20 protein-coding genes and 1 tRNA gene are annotated in these 21,765 nt (G+C 60.1%); 18 read left to right on the forward strand and 3 right to left on the reverse strand.

From position 1 onward, the window contains the following. Positions 1 to 149: 149 nt before the first annotated feature. From RWV98_RS18300 to recQ, 8 genes are all read left to right on the forward strand, one after another. Positions 150 to 1,022 carry an NAD(P)-dependent oxidoreductase gene (locus RWV98_RS18300; RefSeq protein ID WP_317862665.1) on the forward strand — a complete coding sequence of 291 codons (873 nt, stop codon included), beginning with the start codon at positions 150 to 152 and terminating at the stop codon, positions 1,020 to 1,022. Positions 1,023 to 1,060: 38 nt separating this feature from the next. Then, the gene (locus tag RWV98_RS18305; protein WP_317862667.1) at positions 1,061 to 1,837 is read left to right on the forward strand and encodes an SDR family NAD(P)-dependent oxidoreductase; all 777 of its coding nucleotides are present in this window, start codon (positions 1,061 to 1,063) and stop codon (positions 1,835 to 1,837) included. An 18-nt stretch (positions 1,838 to 1,855) separates the two neighbouring features. Beyond that, positions 1,856 to 3,022, forward strand: coding sequence for an iron-containing alcohol dehydrogenase (locus RWV98_RS18310; protein WP_280963654.1), 1,167 nt, complete (start codon positions 1,856 to 1,858; stop codon positions 3,020 to 3,022). Positions 3,023 to 3,046: 24 nt separating this feature from the next. Beyond that, on the forward strand, positions 3,047 to 3,814 hold the full coding sequence (locus RWV98_RS18315; protein WP_317862669.1) for a glucosamine-6-phosphate deaminase: 768 nt from the start codon (positions 3,047 to 3,049) through the stop codon (positions 3,812 to 3,814). 18 nt (positions 3,815 to 3,832) lie between these two features. Continuing rightward, a complete protein-coding gene (nagA, locus tag RWV98_RS18320) occupies positions 3,833 to 5,014 on the forward strand; it encodes an N-acetylglucosamine-6-phosphate deacetylase (RefSeq protein ID WP_317862671.1) in 1,182 nt (393 codons plus the stop codon). After that, the gene (locus tag RWV98_RS18325; protein ID WP_280963651.1) at positions 5,011 to 6,066 is read left to right on the forward strand and encodes a LacI family DNA-binding transcriptional regulator; all 1,056 of its coding nucleotides are present in this window, start codon (positions 5,011 to 5,013) and stop codon (positions 6,064 to 6,066) included. The genes nagA and RWV98_RS18325 overlap by 4 nt, the downstream gene beginning before the upstream one ends. A 16-nt stretch (positions 6,067 to 6,082) precedes the next feature. Next, positions 6,083 to 7,522, forward strand: a complete 1,440-nt coding sequence (locus RWV98_RS18330; protein ID WP_317862672.1) for an aldehyde dehydrogenase family protein — start codon at positions 6,083 to 6,085, stop codon at positions 7,520 to 7,522. 139 nt (positions 7,523 to 7,661) lie between these two features. Beyond that, a complete protein-coding gene (gene recQ / locus RWV98_RS18335; RefSeq protein WP_317862674.1) occupies positions 7,662 to 9,518 on the forward strand; it encodes a DNA helicase RecQ in 1,857 nt (618 codons plus the stop codon). A gap of 31 nt (positions 9,519 to 9,549) precedes the next feature. On the opposite strand, the gene RWV98_RS18340 is transcribed toward recQ, so the two are convergent. After that, positions 9,550 to 10,308 (reverse strand): MerR family transcriptional regulator, encoded by a 759-nt coding sequence (locus RWV98_RS18340; RefSeq protein ID WP_317862676.1) that lies wholly within the window; start codon positions 10,306 to 10,308, stop codon positions 9,550 to 9,552. A gap of 126 nt (positions 10,309 to 10,434) precedes the next feature. Between RWV98_RS18340 and pfkB the strand changes: the two genes are divergently transcribed. The 10 genes from pfkB (at position 10,435) to RWV98_RS18390 (ending at position 19,111) form a co-directional block, all read left to right on the forward strand. Continuing rightward, on the forward strand, positions 10,435 to 11,361 hold the full coding sequence (pfkB, locus tag RWV98_RS18345; protein ID WP_317862678.1) for a 1-phosphofructokinase: 927 nt from the start codon (positions 10,435 to 10,437) through the stop codon (positions 11,359 to 11,361). Positions 11,362 to 11,402: 41 nt separating this feature from the next. Then, on the forward strand, positions 11,403 to 12,263 hold the full coding sequence (gene rfbD / locus RWV98_RS18350) for a dTDP-4-dehydrorhamnose reductase (RefSeq protein WP_280963013.1): 861 nt from the start codon (positions 11,403 to 11,405) through the stop codon (positions 12,261 to 12,263). Further along, the gene (locus RWV98_RS18355) at positions 12,260 to 13,531 is read left to right on the forward strand and encodes a dicarboxylate/amino acid:cation symporter (RefSeq protein ID WP_280963012.1); all 1,272 of its coding nucleotides are present in this window, start codon (positions 12,260 to 12,262) and stop codon (positions 13,529 to 13,531) included. Before rfbD ends, RWV98_RS18355 begins: the two co-directional genes overlap by 4 nt. A 72-nt stretch (positions 13,532 to 13,603) precedes the next feature. Further along, positions 13,604 to 13,690: transfer RNA gene (locus RWV98_RS18360), tRNA-Leu, on the forward strand. A 135-nt stretch (positions 13,691 to 13,825) separates the two neighbouring features. Further along, a complete protein-coding gene (locus RWV98_RS18365) occupies positions 13,826 to 14,368 on the forward strand; it encodes a flavodoxin family protein (RefSeq protein WP_280963011.1) in 543 nt (180 codons plus the stop codon). A gap of 17 nt (positions 14,369 to 14,385) precedes the next feature. Further along, positions 14,386 to 15,498, forward strand: a complete 1,113-nt coding sequence (locus RWV98_RS18370) for an aldo/keto reductase (RefSeq protein WP_317862681.1) — start codon at positions 14,386 to 14,388, stop codon at positions 15,496 to 15,498. Then, positions 15,495 to 16,064: an ECF transporter S component gene (locus tag RWV98_RS18375; protein ID WP_280963009.1), complete on the forward strand. Its 570-nt coding sequence runs from the start codon at positions 15,495 to 15,497 to the stop codon at positions 16,062 to 16,064. The genes RWV98_RS18370 and RWV98_RS18375 overlap by 4 nt, the downstream gene beginning before the upstream one ends. Further along, on the forward strand, positions 16,057 to 16,491 hold the full coding sequence (locus tag RWV98_RS18380) for a DUF1893 domain-containing protein (RefSeq protein WP_317862682.1): 435 nt from the start codon (positions 16,057 to 16,059) through the stop codon (positions 16,489 to 16,491). The genes RWV98_RS18375 and RWV98_RS18380 overlap by 8 nt, the downstream gene beginning before the upstream one ends. Before the next feature lie 168 nt (positions 16,492 to 16,659). After that, complete coding sequence (locus RWV98_RS18385) at positions 16,660 to 18,669, forward strand: M28 family peptidase (protein ID WP_317862684.1); 2,010 nt, start codon at positions 16,660 to 16,662, stop codon at positions 18,667 to 18,669. Beyond that, complete coding sequence (locus RWV98_RS18390) at positions 18,629 to 19,111, forward strand: hypothetical protein (RefSeq protein ID WP_317862686.1); 483 nt, start codon at positions 18,629 to 18,631, stop codon at positions 19,109 to 19,111. Before RWV98_RS18385 ends, RWV98_RS18390 begins: the two co-directional genes overlap by 41 nt. Positions 19,112 to 19,172: 61 nt before the next feature. Here RWV98_RS18390 and RWV98_RS18395 read toward each other — a convergent pair whose 3' ends face one another. Further along, positions 19,173 to 19,844 carry a YitT family protein gene (locus RWV98_RS18395; RefSeq protein ID WP_317862688.1) on the reverse strand — a complete coding sequence of 224 codons (672 nt, stop codon included), beginning with the start codon at positions 19,842 to 19,844 and terminating at the stop codon, positions 19,173 to 19,175. 389 nt (positions 19,845 to 20,233) lie between these two features. After that, positions 20,234 to 21,760 carry a helix-turn-helix domain-containing protein gene (locus tag RWV98_RS18400; protein ID WP_317862690.1) on the reverse strand — a complete coding sequence of 509 codons (1,527 nt, stop codon included), beginning with the start codon at positions 21,758 to 21,760 and terminating at the stop codon, positions 20,234 to 20,236. Between the last annotated feature and the right edge of the window lie 5 nt (positions 21,761 to 21,765).

The raw sequence follows: 21,765 nt of genomic DNA on the forward strand, positions 1-21,765 counted from the left end.
GAATGTTGTTGATTGAAAATTGTTTTCCCCCATGCAATACTAAGAAAAGAATAGTTAAACGTTTATATTTCTCCGTTTGAGAACGGGAGAGGGTGGGACGATCAGCTTAAACCGCGCGCGGCAAAACAAATGGAAAAGGAGCTTCGATCATGGAGAAAATCGGTTTTATCGGGCTTGGCAATATGGGCGGGGCGATCTGCAAGGCGCTGATCGCAGGCGGACTGGACGTAACGGTATTCGATTTAAACCCCAAGGCGCTGGCGGACGAGGCCTATCAAAACAAGGCGGCGATCGCGGACAGCACCGGCGCGGTGTGGAAAGCGTGCGACATTGTATTTCTCTCCCTGCCCTCCTCCAAGCAGGTCGTTCCCATCATAGAGGAATTTATCGCGGCGGGCGTTCAGGGCAAGACCATCGTCGATACCTCGACCAGCTACCCGCAGACGACGCGCGCGCTTTACGCGCGCATCAAGGCGGCAGGCGGCCAGCTGGTCGATCTGGCGATTTCGGGCGCGCCCGCGGACGCGCAGAACGGCAAGCTGATGGCGCTTTTCGGCGGCGACGCGGCAATGCATGAAAAGCTCGCGCCGATCGTGCGCTGCTTTGCCGACCGGTACCCTAATTTAGGCGAGAGCGGCGCGGGCCACGTGACCAAGATCCTGTTCAACTTCGTGGCCATGAGTTACGTCAATATCTACGCCATGGCTTTTCCGCTCGCGCAAAAGCTGGGGCTCGATATGGATCAGGTTTATGAATTGCTGCTCAGCACCGGCATGGGCTGCGGCACCATGCAGTTCTACGTGCCCAAAATGATCCACCAGACGTACGAGATGGCGTTCGCCCTTGAACTGGCGCACAAGGATCTGTCCTATTGCCGCAGCCTGTTCGAGGAATTTCAGGTGCCTGCCTTTTTGCTGGACGGCGAATTGGCCATGCTGCGCACCGCGATCCGCGACGGCAAGGGCAAAATGGATTACAGCGCCTGCATCGGCACGATGTTTGAATTTTTTGAGGGCAAGTAAAGACCTTCCCATAACGGAAGGCGGAAAAGAGTGCTATTATGCTGAAATGCTTTGATTTGACCGGCCAGACCGCGATTGTGACCGGCGCAAGCAAGGGGCTGGGCGAGGGCTTTGCCCACGCGCTCGCGCAGAGCGGGGCCGACCTTTTTCTGGCGGCGCGCCATCCGGAGGGCTTACAGCGGGTGGCCGAGGAGATTCGCGCGGCGTACGGGGTGCGGTGCCACTGGTGCGCGGCGGATATCGCCAAGCCCGGCGACCCGGACCGCATCGCCGCCGCCTGTACGGACGTTTACGGCAAGATCGACATTCTGGTCAACAACGCGGCGGCCATGCGCAATAACAAGCCCCCGCAGCAGACCACGCCGGAGGAATTCGAGGCGGTCATGTACCCCAACGTGATCGGCACCTACGCGCTTTGCCGCGCGGTGGGCGAAGTGATGCGGCGGCAGAAAAAGGGCAAGATCGTCAACATTTCTTCCATGTCGGCGCTGATCGTCAACCGCGGCGTATACGGCGGTTCCTACGAGGTCTCCAAGGCCGCGGTCGCCATGCTGACCAAAACGCTCGCGGTCGAATGGGCGGGCGACGGCATCAATGTCAACGCGATCTGCCCCGGCTATTACGGCACCGAGCCCAACCGCCGGTTTTTCGCGGCCGACCCCACGTTTGAGGGCAAGGTGCTCGACATGATCCCCATGCACCGTCTGGGCGAACCGAACGAGCTTTGGGGCGCGCTGATCTTGCTGTGTTCCCCGGCGGCGGACTATATGCAAGGCAGCGTGATCACCGTGGACGGCGGCTACACACTTTGGTGAGGAGGAAAGAACCCGATTATGAAATGCTTTGATACTTATTTTCCGACCAAGCTGATCTTCGGCGCGGGAACCATCGCCCGTCTTGGCGAGACCGCGAAGGCGTACGGCAAAAAGGCGATGATCGTCACCACGGGCGACGATATGAAAAACTTTGGCATTCTCGACAAGGCGACCGCGTCGCTCGAAAGCGCGGGCGTGGCCTACACGGTGTTCAGCGGCGTTGAGCCCAACCCCAAGGACCACAATGTGGACGAGGGCGTTTTGCTCTTTGCGCGCGAGGGCTGCGACATGACGATCGGCCTTGGCGGCGGCAGCGCGATGGACGGCGCCAAAGCGATCTCGATGATCAGCCGCAACGGCGGCGTGGTCATGGACTACATGCCCGGCCAAGCGCGCGCCGCGGAACAGCTGACAGAGACCAACCCCTGCATCTGCGTGACGACCACGGCGGGCACCGGTTCGGAAGCGACGTATTTTTCCGTGATCACCAACACCAAGACGCATGAAAAGCCCGGTCTCGGCTGCCCCTGCATGATGCCCGTGGCTTCCATCATCGACCCCGAGCTGATGCTTTCACTGCCGCGCGGCGTGACCGCGCAAACCGGCGTGGATGTGTTTTTCCACGCCATGGAGGCTTATCTTTCCACCGTGGCGACGCCGTATACCGAAATGGTCTCCTTGGAAGCCATGCGGCTGACGGCGCAGTACCTGCCGCGCGTGCTCGACCACCCGGACGATCTGGAAGCGCGCGGTAAAATGGCTTGGGCCAATACGCTGGGCGGCATGGCGATCGTTTTGGCCGCCACCTGCGGGCTGCACGCCATGGGCCACTCCATCAGCGGCGTGACCGATATCCCCCATGGGCGCGCGCTCGCCACCGCGGCGGTCGCTTTTATGGATTACACCTGGGACGCGGACCCGGAACGCTACGCCACAGTCGCCCGTATTCTGGGCGCGGACCCCGCGCTGCCGGACGAGCAGGCCGCCAGTGAATGCGGCAAGCTGATGGAACGGTTCCTGAAAAACAGCGGCATGCAGACGCGCCTGACCGAGCTGAACGTGCGCGAGGACCAGATCGAGGAAATCGCGGACGTTACCTGCAGCGCCATGGCCTTTTGCATGGGCGTGACGCTGAAAAAACTAGAGCGCGCCGATATCGTGGAAATGCTGCACATGTCTTTATGAAAACATTAAAGGAGTGAATCAAATATGCACGAGGAATTTTGGGTTGATCTGCTGCGCGTTCACTGCTATCCCTCAAGAGACGAATTGGGCGCGTCCTGCGCAAAGTTTGCCGCCGAGCAGATCCGGGCTATCCTTGCGGAAAAAGAAGAGGCGAACCTGATCTTTGCTTCCTCCCCCTCGCAAATGGACGTATTGAACGCCCTGCGCCGCGAGGACGTGGACTGGAGCCGGGTCAACGCCTTCCATATGGATGAATACATCGGCATCGCGCCCGACCACAAGGCTTCGTTTGTCGGGTATCTGCGCGACAACTTTTTTCAGTACCTTCCCCTGAAAAACACGTTTTATATGAACGGTCTGGCGGAGGATATCGAAGCGGAATGCGAGCGGTACAGCGCGCTGCTGCGCGAGCACCCGATCGACCTGACCTTTGCCGGCATCGGCGAAAACGGCCACATGGCGTTTAACGACCCCTATCTGGCGGACTTTTTCGACCCCAAGCTGGTCAAGCCCAACCTATCGCTAGACGAGGAATGCCGCATGCAGCAGGTGCACGATAAATGGTTCTCCTGCGAGGCCGAAGTGCCGCAGGGCGCGATCACGCTGACCATGCCCACGCTGCTGCGCGCGCCGGTCCTGATCGTCATTTCGCCCAGCGAAACCAAAAGCGCCATTGTGCAGAAATGTCTGGAAGGGCCGGTTGGCCTAGCCGTGCCCGCCACCGCCATGCGCCTGCACAAAAACGCGCAGCTGTTTTTGGATACGGCCGCCGCCGCCCTGCTGAACCGGTAAAGGAGGCGCTACCCTACCATGCGCACTGTATTGGAAAACGCCGTTATCGTCGCCCCCGCGCGGCTGTTCCGGGGCACGGCGGCGGTAGAGGACGGCAAAATCGCCTTTGTGACCGAAGGGCCGGATTATGACCGCCGGCCGGACGATCAGGTGATAAACGCGAAGGGCCGTTATCTTTCGCCCGGCTTTATCGATCTGCACACCCACGGCGCGGGCGGGCACGATTTTATGGACGGCTCGGTCGACGCGATCGCGGCGGCGTGCCGCACGCATATGCGGCACGGCACCACGGCGCTGCTGCCCACCACGCTGTCCTCGCAGGATGAGGAGCTGTTTGAAAACCTATCGAACATCGACCGCGCCGCCGCGCTGCGCGAAGGCATGCCCGAAATTTTGGGCGCGCATCTGGAGGGCCCGTATTTTTCGCCGGAGCAGAACGCGGCGCAGGATAAACGCTTTATCAAGAATCCCTTGCCGGAAGAATACCAGCGGATCTTCGCGCACTGCCCCTCGATCCGTATCTGGTCGGTCGCGCCCGAGCTGCCGGGCGCGCTGCAAATGGGCAACTGGATGCGCGCGCACGGTATCATCGGCTCGATCGGCCACTCCAACGCGGTCTACGAAGAGGTGCTGGCGGCGAGCGAAAACGGCTACGGCATGATCACGCACTTTTGGAACGGCATGTCCCGCTTGACGCGCAAAGAGGCGAAAATGTACCTTGGCGTGGCCGAAAGCGGGCTGCTCATCGACGATTTGACCGCCGAGGTGATTGCAGATGGTTGCCATTTGCCCCTATCTTTGCTAAAATTGATTTATAAGACCAAAGGGCCGGATCGTATCTGTCTGGTGACCGATTCCATGCGCGCCGCCGGAACGGATGTGGCGGAAAGCACGCTCGGCAGCCTGAAAAACGGACAGCGCGTGATCATCGAAGGCGGCGTGGCGTACATGCCGGGCAAGGCCAGCTTCGGCGGCAGCATTGCGACGGCGGACCGGCTGGTCCGTACCATGTACAGGCGCGTCGGCGTCCCGCTGCCCGAAGCCGTGCGCATGATGACGCTCACCCCCGCGAAGGCCTTGGGCGTGGAACGCCGTCTGGGCAGCATCGCGGCCGGTAAGGATGCGGACCTTTTACTCTTTGACGATGATATCCATATCGAGCTGATTATGATAAAAGGGAAGGTTTGGGCCGCCTCATGAGAATTACGATCAAAGATGTAGCCAGCGACGCCGGGGTTTCCACCGCCACAGTGTCTCACGTGATCAACAACACCAAGAATGTGAGCCTGTCCGTCGCGCAGCGCGTGCGCGAATCCATCGCCCGCCTGCACTATTACCCGAACCAGATGGGCGGGGGCCTGCGCAGCAAGAAATCCTACACCGTCGGGCTGATCATCCCCACCATTGCCAACGAAACGTTCGGCCGCCTCGCGGACGCCATTCAGTGCATCCTGTTCGAGCAGGGCTTCAATTTGATCGTATGCAACACCTACTATGATGTGGAAATGGAAAAGCGCGCGCTGGACACCATGCTGATGAAGCAGGTGGACGCTGTTTTCGCCATCCCGGCGGAGGACCGCTGCCCCAAGCTTCAGGAGATCGCCCAGCACCACTGCCCCATCATTTTGCTGGACCGTGTTTTACAGGACTTTGAGACCGACGTTGTCGCGGCGGACAACTACCGCGGCGAACGCATGGCGATCAACTACCTCATCCGCATGGGACACCGGCACATCGGTTATATCGACCGCATGCTGCAACAGTCGCATTCCGCCGCGCAGAAGCAGGGCTATATCGACGCGCTCGGGGAGCACGGCATTCCCTATAACGAGGCCTATGTCGTCAACGCGACCGGCCATTATTACGAAGCCGGTACCGGCGCGGCGCAAACGCTGATGCACCGCTGCCCGGATATCACCGCGATCGCGTGCTACTACGACCTAATGGCCTTTGGTGTGATTCGCGGCCTGCTCGACCTTGGGTTTCGCGTGCCGGAGGATGTTTCGGTCATCGGATACGACAACATGCTGGTGACCGAGGCCTCCTACCCGCGCCTGACCACGGTGGAGACCCCCTTGCAGCAGATCGCGGAGACCGCGTGCGGCCTGCTGATGCGCCGCCTGCAAGAAAATGAGGACAACAAGGACCATCCGCTCGCGGAACCGGCCAAGGAAAAGATCCTGCTGGAACCGAGGCTGGTCACGCGGGAATCCGTCGCCAAAAGAAGCGCTCCTGTAAAGCAGACCCCATAAAAAGGAGTGAAACCATATGAAAATGCTCGTTGGCGGCCGTCCCACGGACGCGCGGGACGGGGCCACCCTATCCGTCTACGACCCCGCCGCCGCGCGGCTGATCGACACCGTGCCCGCCGCGACCAAGCAGGATATCGAAGAGGCGCTGGAAAACGCCGAGCAGGGCGCGAAGGAATGGCGCGCCTGCCCGCTGCATCGGCGCATTGCCGTCATTCGCACGTTTCTGCAAAAATTTGAGGACGCCGCGGAGGAACTGACCGCGCTTTTGCAGCGCGAAACCGGTAAAACGACCGCCGCGGCGCGCGGCTGCATTCTGGGCAGCCGCGCGCTTGGCGAACACTACGCGGAGCTTGCGCGCACACTGGGCGGCGAGACCTTCGCGCCGGACAACTGGGCCGGGACGGAAAACGCGCTGGTGATGACGGTGCGCGAACCGCTTGGCGTTGTTGTGTGCATCCTGCCGTTCAACTTCCCCATTGATTCGTTCATGCACAAGGTGGTGCCCGCGCTGCTCATGGGCAACGCGGTGATCATCAAGCCCGCTTCCGAAACGCCGCTGACCGATATCCGCGTGACCGAGCTGCTGCTGGAAAGCGGCGTGCCGGGCAACGCGGCGCAGATCGTCACCGGCAGCGGCGCGAAGATCGGCGCGTGGCTGACCGCCGACGCGCGCGTGGCGCTCATCAACCTGACCGGCAGCACCCGCGTGGGCGTCGAAATCGCGCAAAACGCGGCCGCCCATCTGCACCGGCTGCATTTGGAGCTGGGCGGCAACGATCCGCTCATCATCCTGCCGGACGCCGACCTGAATACCGCCGTGGAGGAGGCGTTCGCCTCCCGCATCGGCAACGCCGGACAGGTGTGCTGCGCGGGCAAACGCTTCCTCATTCCAAGGGACCGCAAGGAAGCCTTTCTGGACGGCCTGATCCGTCGCTTGCGGGCCGTCCGCGTCGGCGACCCGGCCGATCCCCGGACCGATTGCGGGCCGCTCATCTCGGAGCGCGCCGCGAAGGAGCTGGAAGAAAACCTGCGGCACTGCGTTTCGCAGGGCGCGACCCTGCGCTTTGGCGGGCGCCGCCTGCAAGGCGCGTACTTTGAACCCACCGTATTGGAGATAACGCCCGAAGTGGACGCGGCGCGGGATCTGGAGCTGTTCGGCCCGGTCTGGTCGGTGCTGCCGTATGACACGGTGGACGACGCCATCGCGCTTGCCAACCACACGATGTACGGCCTGTCCTCCGGCGTTTTAGGCAAGGATCTGTCGCAGATGATGTATGTGGCCAGAAATATACAGGCCGGCGCCTGTGTGATCGGCGGTTCGGGCGCGTACCGGACCAGCGATCAGCCCTTTGGCGGCTATAAAATGAGCGGCCTTGGGCGCGAGGGCGGCCGGTATACGCTGGAAGAACTGAGCCAGCTGAAAACGATCGTACTCAAAACCCCCTACTCTTTTTAACCGCAGCCCGGCTGCAAACAAAGCCCCGGCGCGGGAGTCTGAACGGACTCCCGCGCCGGGACCTTTGCTTTTTCATTGCCCTTTTTCCCACCAGATGGTATGATAGGAAAGGGAAAACGCATACAAAGAGGAGAAGTATATGGAAAGCGCGGCGGCAAAGCAGGTTTTAAAGCAATATTTCGGCTATGATTCGTTTCGGCCCGGGCAGGATCGGCTGATCGAGGCCATTCTGGAGGGGCGCGACGTGCTCGGCGTGATGCCCACGGGCGCGGGCAAATCGCTTTGCTATCAGGTGCCCGCGCTGCTGCTGCCCGGGGTGACGCTCGTCATCTCGCCGCTGATCTCGCTGATGCAGGATCAAGTCGGCGCGTTGCGGCAGTCCGGCGTGCCAGCCGCTTATTTAAACAGCGCGCTTTCCGCCGCCGAAATGGGCGATACGCTGTACGAAGCGCGGCAGGGCGGCTACAAGCTGCTTTATGTCGCGCCCGAGCGCCTGACTGCGCCGGATTTTCTTGCCTTTGCCCGCGAAGCCGAGATCTCCATGGTCACGGTGGACGAAGCACACTGTATTTCCCAGTGGGGGCAGGATTTTCGCCCCAGCTACTTAAAAATACTCGATTTTCTTTCGCTTTTGCCGCGCCGTCCGCTCGTTTCCGCCTTCACCGCGACCGCGACAGCCACGGTGCGCGAGGATGTCGTGCGCGCGCTCGCCCTGCGCGAGCCGTTCACGCTGACGACCGGCTTCGACCGGCCCAATCTCTATTTCGCGGTCGAGCACCCATCCAGCAAGCCGCAGGCGCTGCTGCGCCTGCTCGCCGGGCGGCGGGACAAAAGCGGCGTGATCTACTGCGCGACGCGAAAAACCGTGGAGGATGTGTGCGACATGCTCTGCGCCAAGGGCCTTGCCGCGACCCGCTACCACGCGGGCCTGCCCGCGGAGGAACGGCAGCAAAATCAGGATGATTTTTTGTATGATCTGAAGCCGGTCATGGTGGCGACCAACGCTTTCGGCATGGGCATTGACAAATCGAACGTTTCCTTCGTGATTCACTACAATATGCCGAAAAACATGGAAAGCTACTATCAGGAAGCCGGACGCGCGGGGCGCGACGGCGAACCGGCGGACTGTATCCTTTTATACAGCGGGCAGGATGTGCACACCGCCCGCTTCCTGATCGAGCGCAGCCGCGAGGCCGCGCCCGAGGAGGGACTGGACGAGCAAACGCGAGCCGCCCTGCTGGATCGGGAATATGAACGCCTGCGCCAAATGACCTTTTACGCCACCACGACCGATTGCCTGCGCCGGTTCATCCTAGGCTATTTCGGCGAAGCCGCGCCGGTATCGTGCGGGCACTGCGGCAACTGCGACACCACCTTTGAAGAGGTGGACGCCACCTTGGACGCGCAGAAAATTTTATCCTGCGTGTACCGGCTGGCCGAACGCGGGCTGCATTTCGGCAAGATCGTCGTCAGCGCCGTGCTGTGTGGCAGCCAAAGCGAAAAAATAGAAAAGTTCGGCCTGCAATCGCTTTCCACCTATGGCATTATGGAAGAGCAGACGGCAAAGCGCGTGCGGCAGCTGATCGATACCTTGATCGACCGGGGCTGCCTGCAAAGCGACGCCGAACGCCACAACACGCTGTACCTGACGCCTGCGGGCAACGCGCTCATGCGCGGGCGCGACACCTTTGTAATCAAGCTGCCGCGCGAAAAGCCGCCCGCGCTCAAGGCCGCGGAAAAGGCCGGGGCCGCCGTGGGCACGGCCGATTCCACGCTGTTCGACCTGCTGCGCGACTGCCGCGCCCGTCTGGCGCGGCAAGCGCATGTGCCGCCCTATATTATCTTTTCCAACGCCGCCTTAAGCGACATGGCCGCCCGCAAGCCCATTACCGCCGAGGAATTCCTTGAAGTGCGCGGCGTGGGCGAAGCCAAGGCCGATCGCTACGGCGTACCCTTTCTGGAAACCATCAAAGCCTATTTGCGCGAAAAAGATTGAGGGAAACCGTTCGGTTCCCCTCGATCAGTCATTATTTCGCCCAATATGCAACGGCGTCGCGCAAAAACGCCGCGCAGCCCTTTACGTTTTGGTCATAATAAGCGGTGAAGCGCTCATCCGCCACATAGCCCTCGGCCAAACCGCGGTGCGCCTCGGCGCTGTAAGCGCGCCACGTCATGCCAAGCCAGCTTTTGTGCAGCGCGGTGATCCGCTGCCCCGCGTCGCCCTCGGGCGGCTCGTGGCTTTGTACCGCCTGCTCCAGCCGGCGCAGAATTTCCGCGCCAAGCGTTTGGAAGCGCTCGTAATCCGCTTCCGTCATGGCGAGCAGTTTGGCGTTCGACGCGTCCATGTCCGCGTCGCCGTATTTTTGGCGCGCCTCCGCGCCGTAAGCTTGTTCGTTTTCACGCACCACGCGCGCTTTGAACGCTTCAAACTTTTCTTGATCGGCCATTTTTGTTCCTCCTTCGATGCTTGCAATGGTTTTCTTTACGGTTTCGATGAGGCGCGCGGTCTTTGCCTGCCGCGCGTGCAGAGCGGACAAATGCCCCCGGAGCGCGTGCAGCCGGTCAAAATTATCCGCGTTGATCATGCGGGCGATTTCGGCAAGCTCCACGCCCAGCGAACGGTAAAATAAAATCTGCTGCAGCAGATCGACCTCGCGTTCGCCGTACCTCCGGTAGCCGGTCTCGCGTACGGCGCCGGGCTTTAGCAGCCCGATCCTGTCGTAATAGCGCAGCGTGCGGGTGGTGATGCCCGCGAGCTTCGCCAATTCTCCGATCGAGTATTCCATTTGCTCTCGCCTCCTCATGAGGTCAGTATAATGGTTGACGCAGCGTCAAAGTCAACGCTTTTTGAAAATCTTTTTTCGCGCCGTTTCCAGCTTTTTGGTATGACGGCGCCACGGGAGGCCCACACTATGATCTATACGGTCACGCTTAACCCTTCGATTGATTATATTGCCCATGTCGACCGGCTGAATCCCGGCGCGCTCACCCGTACAAACGGCGAAGCGATCTATCCGGGCGGCAAGGGGGTCAATGTGGCGCTGGTGCTTTCACGGCTCGGCCTTCCCGTGCGCGCGCTCTGCCTGACCGCGGGCGAGACCGGCGCCATGTTCGAGCGACTGCTCGCCCCCACCGGACTGCCCTGCCGCTTCTTCCGTTTAACGGACGGCATGACCCGCATCAACGTGAAGATCAAGGGCGAAAAGGAAAGCGAGCTCAACGGCACCGGCCCCCGGCTTTCCGCCGAAGCGCTGGGGGCGCTGGAACGCGAGCTTTGGCGGCTGGAGGCGGGCGATTGGCTCGTCCTTTCCGGCGCGCTTCCGGCGGGCGCGCCGACCGATCTGTACGCGCGTTTCGCCGCGCTGGCCAAAAGCCGCGGCGCGCGCGTGGCGGTCGACACGGCGGGCGCGCCGCTGACCAGCGCCCTTCCGGCGCAGCCCGACCTGATCAAGCCCAATTTGGCCGAACTGACCGAGCTGACCCGCAGCGCCGCGCAGACCCTTTTGGATGTCGCCGCGAGCGCCGCCGCCCTGCAAAGCGCGGGCGCGCAGACCGTTATGGTCTCTCTGGGCGGCAAGGGCGCGGTGCTGCTGGACGGCGCGGACGAAGCGCTGCGCCTGCCCGCGCCCACGGGCACGGTGCTCAACACGGTCGGCGCGGGCGATTCCATGGTCGCGGGTTATCTCAGCGGCCTTGCCTGCGGCCAAAACGGTCGCGAAGCGTTTCGCCTTGCCGTCGCGGCGGGCAGCGCCGCCGCCTTTTGCGATTGGCTGCCCGATCGCCACGTGATTGACGCGGTGTGCGCGCGCACCGCCCGGCCGCGCCCTATCCGCTTATGACCATCTTACCACAGAACCCATAGAAAAAGAGGTATTTCCCTATGAGTATTGCCACCCGTGTGTGGATCACCGGCGCGAGCGGCCGCCTTGGCTCGGCGCTCAGCCGCCTGTTCGGCGGTACGGCCGCGTATAAGCTGCTGACCAGCGACCACGACGTACCCGTCGGCGATAACCGCGCGGTCGACCGCTTCGCGGACATGAACCGGCCCGATGTGATCATCAACTGCGCCGGACTGACCGATGTGCGCGAATGCGAGTTAGACCCCGAACACGCCTACAAGGTAAACGCGCTCGGCGCGCGCAACCTTGCCGTCGCCGCCAGACGGCTGGACGCCAAGCTGATCCAGATCTCGACCGACGACGTGTTTGACGGCACGGCTTCAGGCGCTTTGTGCGAATTCGACGAGCCGCACCCGGTGACCATGTACGGCAAAAGCAAGTACGCGGGCGAAAAGCTGGTGCGCGAATTGACGGATAAGCACGTGATCGTGCGCTCCTCCTGGCTGTACGGCGCGGGCACGTACGACTTTGTGGACGAGGTGCTGGACGGCGCCCAAACCGGCGGCCCCCTTTCCCTGCCCGGCGACGAGATCTCCTCGCCCACCTCGGCGGACGCGCTCGCGGGCTTTATCAGCTATTTGGTGGACGCGCGCGAATACGGCCTTTACCACGCCTCCTGCGAGGGCGCGTGCTCGCGCGCGGATTTCGCGCGCGAGATTCTGCGCCTAACGGGACTGGAAAACGTACCGGTGGAGACCACGGTCGCCGGGGAAAGCCTGCGGCCCAAGTTCACGCTGCTTGACAATATGATGATGCGCATGACCGGAATTTATCAAATGCCCGGCTGGCAAGACTCGCTTGCCCGTTATCTGACGGATAAAAAGACGGGAGGCCGCGCATGAGCGAACCTAAAAAGCGCAAAAAAACCGGCCTGACCACCCGCATCTTCGTGGCGCTGCTGCTCGGCGCGGCGCTGGGCGTGGCGCTGCACTATGCCGCGCAGGGCAGCCCCGCGGTGCAGCGCATCGTGGTGGACGGCGTGTTTAACGTGGTCGGAAACGGTTTTCTGCGGCTGATGAAAATGCTGGTCGTGCCGCTGGTGTTCTGTTCGCTCATCTGCGGCGCGGCGGCCATCGGCGATACCAAAACGCTGGGACGCGTGGGCGTCAAAACCATATGCTTTTACCTGCTGACGACCGCGCTCGCGGTCGGCGTGGCGCTGGCGGTGGCGGGTATTATCAATCCCGGCATGGGGCTCGATATGTCGAGCGTTGAGACCGTGCAGCCCGCGTTGGCCACCAAAACCGCCTTTGCCGATACGCTGCTGGATATCATTCCTGAAAATCCGGTCAAATCGCTGGCAGAGGGCAACATGCTGCAGATCATCGTGTTCGCCCTGCTGATCGGCATCATTTTGGCAAAGCTGCAGGATAAGGTACAGCAGGTGACGAACTTTTTTCAGCAGGCCAACGATATCATGATGGAAATGACCATGATGGTCATGAGCCTTGCGCCGGTCGGCGTGTTCTGCCTGATCGCCAAAACCTTTTCCGAGCTTGGCCTTTCGGCCATGAAGCCGATGATCTGGTACATGGTCGCCGTGCTGCTCGCGCTGGCGGTGCAGTGCTTCGGCGTTTATCAGATCCTGCTGAAGCTGTTCACCGGCCTGAATCCCTTGCACTTTGTCCGCAAATTCCTGCCTGTGATGGGCTTTGCGTTTTCCACCGCGACCTCGAACGCCACCATCCCGCTCAACATCGAAACGCTGGAAAACAAAATGGGCGTATCGCGCCGCATTTCGTCCTTTACCATCCCGCTCGGCGCGACCATTAACATGGACGGCACCTCGATCATGCAGGGCGTGGCGGTCGTTTTTGTGGCGCAGGCGTTCGGCATTGCGCTATCTCCGGCGGATTACCTGACCGTCATCGCCACGGCGACGCTCGCCTCGATCGGCACGGCGGGCGTGCCTAGCGTCGGTCTGGTCACGCTGGCCATGGTGTTCGATTCGGTCGGCCTGCCGGTCGCGGGCATCGGCCTGATCATGGGCATCGACCGGCTGCTCGATATGGCGCGCACCGCGGTCAACATCACGGGCGACGCGGTCTGCACCACGATCGTCGCCTGTCAGGACGGCTCGTGCGACCGCGAGGTGTTCCGCGCAAAATAGCGTTTTATTTCCATTTTAGGGCGGTTGACATTTGACAGCAAGCCCTTTGGTCTGCTATAATAAATAAAGCGCGCCGCCATGGCGGAACTGGTAGACGCAAGGGACTTAAAATCCCTCGCTGGCAACAGCGTGCCGGTTCGATTCCGGCTGGCGGCACCATAAAAAACGCCCTGCATTTTAACGAATGCGGGGCGTTTTCATGCATTCTTTTAAAAAATCATTGCAAATAAGCTTGACATGGAGTGAACTCCAAGGAGTACGATAGGATCAGAAATAAATTTGGAGGAATGCAACATGAAGCAGAAAAAGGTATTGATCCTTTCCGCCAGTCCCCGGCAGGGCGGCAATTCGGACACCCTGTGCGACCAGTTCCGAAAGGGCGCAGAAGAGGCCGGACACGCGGCGGAAAAAATTTTCCTGCGCGATCACAAGGTGCAATACTGTACGGGCTGCGGCCTATGTGTCGGCCGTAAGGGAACCTGCTCGCAGCAGGACGATATGGCGGACATCGCGCAAAAGATGCTCGCGGCCGATGTGATCGTCATGGCGACGCCGGTGTATTTTTACACCATGGACGCCCAGATGAAGACTTTGATCGACCGCTGCTGCGCCTACTATACCGGCATGGAAAATAAGGAATTCTATTTTATCGTCACCGCCGCGGATCAGGATATTTCCGCCATGGAGCGCACGATCGAAGGCTTCCGCGGATTTACGCTCTGTCTGGACGGCGCGGTGGAAAAGGGTATCGTTTACGGTGTGGGCGCGTGGAACAGGGGCGAGATCGTCCATACGCCCGCCATGGCGCAAGCCTATGAAATGGGAAGGCGTGTATGACACGGGAGGAAAACCCTATGAAAAACTTTGGATTCGGCTGCATGCGCCTGCCGATGATCGGCGGGCTGGAAGGGCGGGTCGATCAGGCGCACTTCAACCGCATGATCGACCGGTTTCTGGCCGAAGGCTTTACTTATTTTGATACCGCCCACGGTTATCTGAACGGAAAGAGCGAGACCGCCATCCGCGAAGGGCTGGTAAAGCGCTATCCGCGCGACGCTTATCTGTTAACCGATAAGCTAACCGAAAACTACTTCCGGTCCGAAGCGGATATCCGGCCGTTTTTCCAGCAGCAGCTGGAAGCCACCGGCGTTTCGTATTTTGATTATTATCTGATGCACGCGCTGACCGTGGAGCATTATCAGAAATTCACTGCCGCGGGCGCGTTTGCAGTCGCCGGTCAGCTCAAGGCGGAAGGCAAAATTCGCCACCTTGGCATTTCCTTTCACGACAAGCCCGCCCTGTTGACCCAGATCTTGACCGAGCACCCGGAGATCGAAGTGGTGCAAATCCAGTTCAACTATGCCGATTACGACAACCCCAGCATTGAAAGCCGCGCCGTGTACGAGGTATGCCGTCAATTCGGCAAGCCGGTGATCGTCATGGAGCCGGTCAAGGGCGGCGGGCTGGTCAACCTGCCGGACGACGCCCGCGCCATTCTGGCCGGCCTGCGCGGCGGCAGCCCGGCCAGCTACGCCATCCGCTATGCTGCCTCCTTTGAAGGTATTTTCATGGTGCTCAGCGGCATGAGCACCTACGAGCAGCTTGAGGACAATCTGAGCTTTATGAAGGATTTCCGGCCGCTGGATGAAAATGAATTTGCCGCCATCGAGCGCGTGCGGGACATTCTGAAACGGCAGGACACGGTTCCCTGCACCGCCTGCCAGTACTGCGTTGCGGGCTGCCCCAAGCGCATACGGATCCCCGACCTGTTTGCCTGCCTGAACGCCAAAAAACAGTACGCGGACTGGAACAGCGATTTTTATTACGACGTCAGCACCGCCGGACACGGCAAAGCTTCGGATTGTATCGGGTGCAAGCAGTGCGAGCGCGCCTGCCCGCAGCACCTGCCCATTGCCGAACTGCTGAAAACCGTGACGGATACCTTTGAAGGAGGCGCAAACGCATGAACAACACCCTTACCCTGACTAGGACCACAGTCATTCAAACCGCGAAAGCCCGCACCGCCGCCACGCTGGCGGCCGTGATCGCCGCGGTGGCCGTTCCCCAGTTCTTCCATATGCTCGGCGCGGCTTCCGGCATGGGCGCCGCGTTGGGACAAACGCTGCTGCCAATGCATCTGCCCATTTTGCTGGTCGGCCTACTGGCCGGGCCCGCGGCCGGTCTGGTCGCGGGGGCGCTGGGGCCCATTGCCAGCTTCGCGCTTTCCGGAATGCCCGGCGCGGCCATGCTGCCTTTTATGATCTTGGAGCTCGCGGGCTACGGGCTTGCCGCCGGACTGCTGGCCGGGACCAAGCTGCCCGCTTTCGCTAAGGTACTGCTCGCCCAGCTTGCGGGCCGTCTGGTGCGCGCCATCGCGGTTTTGGCCGCCGTTTACGGTCTTGGCGCGCAGACCGTTGCCGTCGCTTCGATCTGGACGTCGGTCGCCGCGGGTCTACCCGGTCTGGTGCTCCAGTGGAGTTTGCTGCCCCTCATGCTGTTCTGGCTAGAGCACCGGGAGCACGGCGATGCATGATCTAGAGCAGGCCAAGGCTTTGCTGCGCGCGGGCGGCTATACCTGCGCGCTTTGCCGCGGCGGCGTTACCTATACCAGCACGGCGCGCGGCGTCGCGCCCATGCTGGAATTGATCTCCTCCGGCACCGAGCTGACCGGTTTTTCCGCCGCCGACAAGGTGGTGGGTAAAGCGCCCGCCATGCTGTTCGCGCTCGCGCGCGTGCGCGCGGTCTATGCGCCGGTCATGACCGAAGCCGCGATTCAGACTTTGACGCGGTACGGTATCGAAGCTTCTTATGACCGGATCGTCCCGATCATTCAAAACCGCGCGGGCACCGGCCGGTGCCCCATGGATGAAGCCGTAAGCGCGCTGGACGATCCGAGGCAGGCGTTGGAGGCGATACGCCGCAAGGTTCAGCTGCTCGCCGCCCAGCCCCCTCATGCATAGAACCAATTCAAACATCATGTAACGAATGAGCCGCCGCCGTTTTCACAGGCGGCGGCTTTTTTCGTATTTTGTTGGCACAAAGTGCTTCCGTATCACGCAGAATGCAAAGCGGCCGGCTTGTTTCGCCCCTGAAAGGAGCGTATAATATACGAAGAAGGGGTGTTTTATATGAGGAAAAAAAGACTTTGTGCCGGATTGCTCGCCTTGCAGCTCGTATGCTCCGCCGGCGCGGCGTATACGGACAACGGCGTAACGATGACCCGGCTGCAATACGCGGACGCGGCTTACGAAATGCTGCTTGACGCGGGCGCGGCGGAAGATGCGCAGACGGCGGACCGTCCGTTTACGGATACCGACGCTGCTTCGGTATCCGCTCTATACCATTGGGGCATTCTCAAAGGCACGAGCGACAAGGCCTTTTCCCCCGCCGACAGCCTGACGCGCGAGGAAGCCGCCGTTATCCTTGACCGGTTGCGAGCGCTGCTTCAGGTAACCCCGGCGAAGGCCTCGGGCGAGCCGTACCGGGACGACGCGGCCATTTCAGACTGGGCTAGCGGGAGCGTATATGCGCTGCGCGATCTGGGCCTGATGCTGGGCACCGGCGAAGGAAAATTTTCTCCGGCGGACAAGCTGACCGACCGGCAGGGCAAAACGCTGCTGACGCGCCTGCAACGGCTGGCAAGACCCGCCGCGCTGACCCGCCTATCCTACGAAAACACACTGGATTCCGTGGCGGACGAAAGCCGCTGGTCGGGCACGCCGGGCGAACAGGCCGCGGCAAAGGAGATTGCGGCCGCCATGCGTGGCTGGGGCTACGAGGTGACCGAACAGCCCTTCGATTTTACGGACGCGCCGCAGGGCAAGCAGATCAGCAAGCAAGCGACCAATGTGATCGCGGTAAAAAAAGCGAACCGCGACCCGAACGGCGACATTCTGGTGATCAGCGCGCATCACGATTCGATGCCTTCCACCGTGGGCGCGGACGACAACGCTTCGGGCACCGCTATGCTGCTTGAACTGGCCCGCGCCTTAAAGGATATCGAAACCGATACCGAATTGCGCTTTATCTCCTTCTCCGCTGAAGAGCAGGGGCTCAAAGGCTCTACCTACTATACCGCGCAGCTTTCCGACGCGGAAAAGACCCACATCGTCGGCGATATCCAGATCGACATGATCGGCCACTATATGAGCGATACCACGACGGTCAAGACAACGGACGGCGCGCCCTCGCTTTTGGGCAATATGCTGCTGGCCGCTTCTAAAAAAGTGACCGGCAACACATGGCCGGCCGGGATAGAGGGCGCGAGCGACCACATGGCGTTTCAGCGCGAGGGCATTCCCGGCGTATTGGTCGAACAGGACCGGTTGGGTACGGAAAACCATAAATGGAGCGACCGCCCCGCCGTGATCGACCCCGCCAAGGCCCTGCCCGCCGGTCAGGCGGTAGCCGAGGTTGTACGCGAGATCGCTTCGGCGGAGACCGGCCCGCTCGCGCAGCAATCGCATAGCATGCTGAAAGCCGATAGCGCCGTCACCATCACCGACCGTATGCCGATCTTTACCGGCATGCAAAAAAATGAGTTGGAGGTGCGCATCGGCGCGGCGGGCGCCTTTGAAAAAACCGAGTACGACGACGAGCTGGGTTGGCAGCTGGACCATTATGTGATGAATGCCAAATGGTTTGGCTGGAGCGAAGCGCTGCCGACCGACTTTGTCTATCGCCGGATCGACGACTCGCTTTGGCTGGAGAAGCTATACATTCGTACTGCAAGCCTTGGCCTAACCGACGAACAGCTGGCCGCGCGGCTGACCGCAGCGCTTGGACAGCCTCAAACCGAAAATAGCGGCGTCCAATACTGGGGCTTAAACTCCATGGATCAAAACCCGTCTATGCTGCGCTGGCAGATCAGCGCGCAAGACGGCGCGCAAGTGCTGACCATGGTGCCGGTCATCCACACGCTGGTGGGAGTAGATTTAAAAGCGTTTGACTTTAGCAGATCGCCCGCCTCCTATGCGGCCGAATGCGACGCTGAGGAAAAAATGCTGCTTGAGACGATGCATAAAATCATTCCGCCGGAGGACAAATATGTGAAACGCATTATTTCCCTGGACGGACGGTTACAGCGCGATCCTCGGTATGTGCCAGCCGCAAGACGCCAGCACCCTGACCGCTTTTGATATCCGTATCGACCGGTTCGATTGTTTTAACGAAGACGGCGCCCTTTACAACATAGACAAAACGTTGGCGACCATGGTTCATGAGTACGGCCACGCGCTTACCCTGAATGCAAGCCAGATCGACCCATCGAAGCGTGACGATTCCTCCGGCTTTAACGACCCCGCCGCCTACCGCGACGGCTCTTATCTCAAAGCTTTTTACGATCAGTTTTATGCGGGCGGCGCGGCATCCTACATTGACCGCCCGGAAAACTATGTGGATGAATACGCTTCTTCCAGCCCGTTTGAGGACATCGCGGAAACCTTCATGGTGTTTGTGACCGGCGGCAAACCCACCGGTTCCACCATGGCCGACCAAAAGGTCGCGTTTTTCTACGGCTACCCGGAATTGCAATCCGTACGCAGTTATATCCGCACCAACTTTGCGTTCCCGGCGGATTAACGGCGATAGCGCCAAAGGCCGCGCTGCGTTTAGTCTGTGACTGAGCGCAGCTCGGCCTTTCTTACTCGTCTTGCGGTTCCTTTGCTGTTTTAGCCATGATCGTGTTGAGTATTCTCGTTTGCAGGAAGGTAAAAACAATGCCGAAGGCGATGGACAGCCCTCCGTAAATGGCAAAGCCCAGCATCAAAATGATCATATTGATGCCGAACATCAGCCACGATACATTCAGGCGCTTGTATCGCTTATGCAGGATCAGCGCGATCGTATCAAACCCCAGCGCGGTGGACTGCGCGCTGATGCACAGGGCGTATCCCGCGCCGACAAGCAACGCCGCCAGCGGCACGCAGAGCGGCAGCGGCAGGGGCAGCGACCAGTGCAGCGATTCCAGCGCCGAAAACATCGCCATGTAGCAAACGCCCGAAAACAGCGCGCCAATCAAATAAACCTTTCCTAAGAAAATGCGGCACAGCAGCAGGAGCAGAACGGTCACGCTGTTCACGATCACCGGAATGGCCCATCCCGTGCACTGTGACAGGATCATCGCAAAGCTGGTGGTGCCTCCGTTGATGATGCCATGCGGCACCGTGATAAACGCGTAGGCGCATGTGATCAGCAGGTTGCCCAGCGCGATCTTACGGTATCTCGTCAGTTCGCCCCCGCGCCACTTCCATGGAAAGCATAGGCTCCGCCTGTTTTTCAGGCACTTTCGTATTCTCATTACCTTTTCCATCATTCATCCCCATCTCCAACTTATCGGTTCCATAAGTGTTTTACTTTTCGTAACCGATACTACCACGCCGTCCGACTTAGGTATATAGAAAAAACAAAGGACTTGAGGGCAATTTTCTGCAAAAGAGGCTGTAAAAAAACTGTTGCAAAATAGAAGAGTACCCAAATGTCATTCTGAACGAAGTGAAGAATCTCGCGCGAACGCGCGTTCCCAGCGTAAATTCCGCGCGTTCGCGCGAGATTCGCACTCATTAAAATGCCGCTAAGCGGCAGATTAAGGATAGCAGACTACGGTCTCGTCGCTTCGCTCCTCAGAATGACAGAATTGGTAGCATTTTTCGCTTTACAACAGTTTTCTATTCATTTGTGAGAACTTATTTTACAGCCCCCGATTTATTGACGGTCTTTCGCTTTTTCACGATATTCGCTTGGGGTAACGCCAAGATGCTGCTTGAATACCTTGGTAAAATAGTGCGCGTCCACAAACCCTAGCGAAAAGGCAAGTTCTTTCAAGGAAATATCCGGATGCTCGCGCATGCTTTGCGCCGCCAAATCCACGCGCAGAGAGTTGATCAGGGCGTTAAAGGGGCGGCCGGTCTTCTTTTTGATCAGCTGCCCCAGATAGATCTGATTAACGTGAAAAAGCTCGCTGAGCGACTGAACGGTGAGCGGCTGCGTATAGTGTTCATACAAATACGAAACGATCTGCTCCCCGATATCCGGCGTCGCGTCGGAGCGCTTGCAGCTATCCAGCAAGCCGCAGACCGCCTGTAAAAAGTGCTTTCTGGATGCGAACTGAAGCAGATACAGCTCCTGCGCGTTACGCAGGAAAAGCGGCTGGCCCGTTTGCTGCGTAACGCAGGTATTGACCGTACCCATTACGCGCTGCAACGCGGATACGAATGTTTCCGGCTGGCGAACGGCTTTTTCCATGGCGCGATGGAGGATATGCTTACATTCTTCATACATCTGCAAGTGGAACGCGACGGTGAATTCGCTTTGAAACGAACCGGTCGCCTGCTCCGCCGCTGTCTGTTCGCTTGGCGCAAATATCCGCGTTTCTCCGGTATCCTGTAAGAATCTGCGCAGCATTTGAAGCAGCGCATCGTAATACGCGCCGAAAAGGCTTTTTACCGGCATGGGGCCGCCGCAGGAGAGGTACAGCCGCCCGCGCAGCTCCGGCGCCAGCCGGCACACCGCGTCGTACACGCCCGAAAGCAGAAAAGGCGAAAGCTCCGCCTCCGCCGGTTCATTGAGCACCGCGGCGCAGACATGGCGGCTGACCGGGAGCAGCAGGCATTTGGCGGGGTAACAGAGCCGCTCCACAGCCTGCTCCGCCTCGCGCCGCAGTTCCACGGAAAGCGGCGCGTCCCCGGTCTGATCCGAAGGCAGATTCAGCAGCAGCACTTGGCAGCGCGGCATATCCAAGGGATAGGAAAGCTCCTGCAAAAGGCGCTTGAAGGCGGCATGATCCATGCGGGAAAAAAGAAGCTGGGCAAAGACGTTTTCAAGCTTTTCCCTATGGTACAGCGCCTTGTAATGGTGCGCCGTGTCCTGTACGGACGAAGCTTCTCTGTATTGCGCGATCTTTTCCGCCGCGTGCCGCAGCGTTTCGTGCAGCTCCTCCGTGCCGATGGGCTTTAAGATATAGTTCAGCACCTGTAGCTGAACCGACTGCTTGAGATACAAAAAGTCGTCATGACCGGAAATGACGATAAACTGTAAGCCGGGATGGGATTTACGCGCCTTCCGTATCGCAAAAAAACCGTCCGCGCGCGGCATTTTGATATCCGTAATGACAATATCGGGACGCAACCGGTCGATCTGCTCGCATGCCTGCCGTCCGTTTTCCGCCTCTCCGGCGCAGCACATGCCGAGCGCCTCCCATTGGATACGCTTGATGAGGCTTTTGCGGATCATCGCGT

Source organism: Agathobaculum sp. NTUH-O15-33 (genome assembly GCF_033193315.1).
GTDB classification, from domain to species: domain Bacteria; phylum Bacillota; class Clostridia; order Oscillospirales; family Butyricicoccaceae; genus Agathobaculum; species Agathobaculum faecihominis_A.

Bases quoted from the DNA above. Each gene is read 5' to 3' on its own strand.
- RWV98_RS18325 (WP_280963651.1), top strand. From the start codon at position 5,011: ATGAGAATTACGATCAAAGATGTAGCCAGCGACGCCGGGGTTTCCACC.
- RWV98_RS18315 (WP_317862669.1), top strand. From the start codon at position 3,047: ATGCACGAGGAATTTTGGGTTGATCTGCTGCGCGTTCACTGCTATCCC.
- RWV98_RS18340 (WP_317862676.1), bottom strand. From the start codon at position 10,308: ATGGAATACTCGATCGGAGAATTGGCGAAGCTCGCGGGCATCACCACC.
- RWV98_RS18305 (WP_317862667.1), top strand. From the start codon at position 1,061: ATGCTGAAATGCTTTGATTTGACCGGCCAGACCGCGATTGTGACCGGC.
- RWV98_RS18380 (WP_317862682.1), top strand. From the start codon at position 16,057: ATGCATGATCTAGAGCAGGCCAAGGCTTTGCTGCGCGCGGGCGGCTAT.
- recQ (WP_317862674.1), top strand. From the start codon at position 7,662: ATGGAAAGCGCGGCGGCAAAGCAGGTTTTAAAGCAATATTTCGGCTAT.
- pfkB (WP_317862678.1), top strand. From the start codon at position 10,435: ATGATCTATACGGTCACGCTTAACCCTTCGATTGATTATATTGCCCAT.
- RWV98_RS18390 (WP_317862686.1), top strand. From the start codon at position 18,629: ATGTGCCAGCCGCAAGACGCCAGCACCCTGACCGCTTTTGATATCCGT.
- RWV98_RS18330 (WP_317862672.1), top strand. From the start codon at position 6,083: ATGAAAATGCTCGTTGGCGGCCGTCCCACGGACGCGCGGGACGGGGCC.
- RWV98_RS18310 (WP_280963654.1), top strand. From the start codon at position 1,856: ATGAAATGCTTTGATACTTATTTTCCGACCAAGCTGATCTTCGGCGCG.
- RWV98_RS18395 (WP_317862688.1), bottom strand. From the start codon at position 19,844: ATGATGGAAAAGGTAATGAGAATACGAAAGTGCCTGAAAAACAGGCGG.
- RWV98_RS18375 (WP_280963009.1), top strand. From the start codon at position 15,495: ATGAACAACACCCTTACCCTGACTAGGACCACAGTCATTCAAACCGCG.
- RWV98_RS18370 (WP_317862681.1), top strand. From the start codon at position 14,386: ATGAAAAACTTTGGATTCGGCTGCATGCGCCTGCCGATGATCGGCGGG.
- rfbD (WP_280963013.1), top strand. From the start codon at position 11,403: ATGAGTATTGCCACCCGTGTGTGGATCACCGGCGCGAGCGGCCGCCTT.
- nagA (WP_317862671.1), top strand. From the start codon at position 3,833: ATGCGCACTGTATTGGAAAACGCCGTTATCGTCGCCCCCGCGCGGCTG.
- RWV98_RS18300 (WP_317862665.1), top strand. From the start codon at position 150: ATGGAGAAAATCGGTTTTATCGGGCTTGGCAATATGGGCGGGGCGATC.
- RWV98_RS18355 (WP_280963012.1), top strand. From the start codon at position 12,260: ATGAGCGAACCTAAAAAGCGCAAAAAAACCGGCCTGACCACCCGCATC.
- RWV98_RS18385 (WP_317862684.1), top strand. From the start codon at position 16,660: ATGAGGAAAAAAAGACTTTGTGCCGGATTGCTCGCCTTGCAGCTCGTA.
- RWV98_RS18400 (WP_317862690.1), bottom strand. From the start codon at position 21,760: ATGATCCGCAAAAGCCTCATCAAGCGTATCCAATGGGAGGCGCTCGGC.
- RWV98_RS18365 (WP_280963011.1), top strand. From the start codon at position 13,826: ATGAAGCAGAAAAAGGTATTGATCCTTTCCGCCAGTCCCCGGCAGGGC.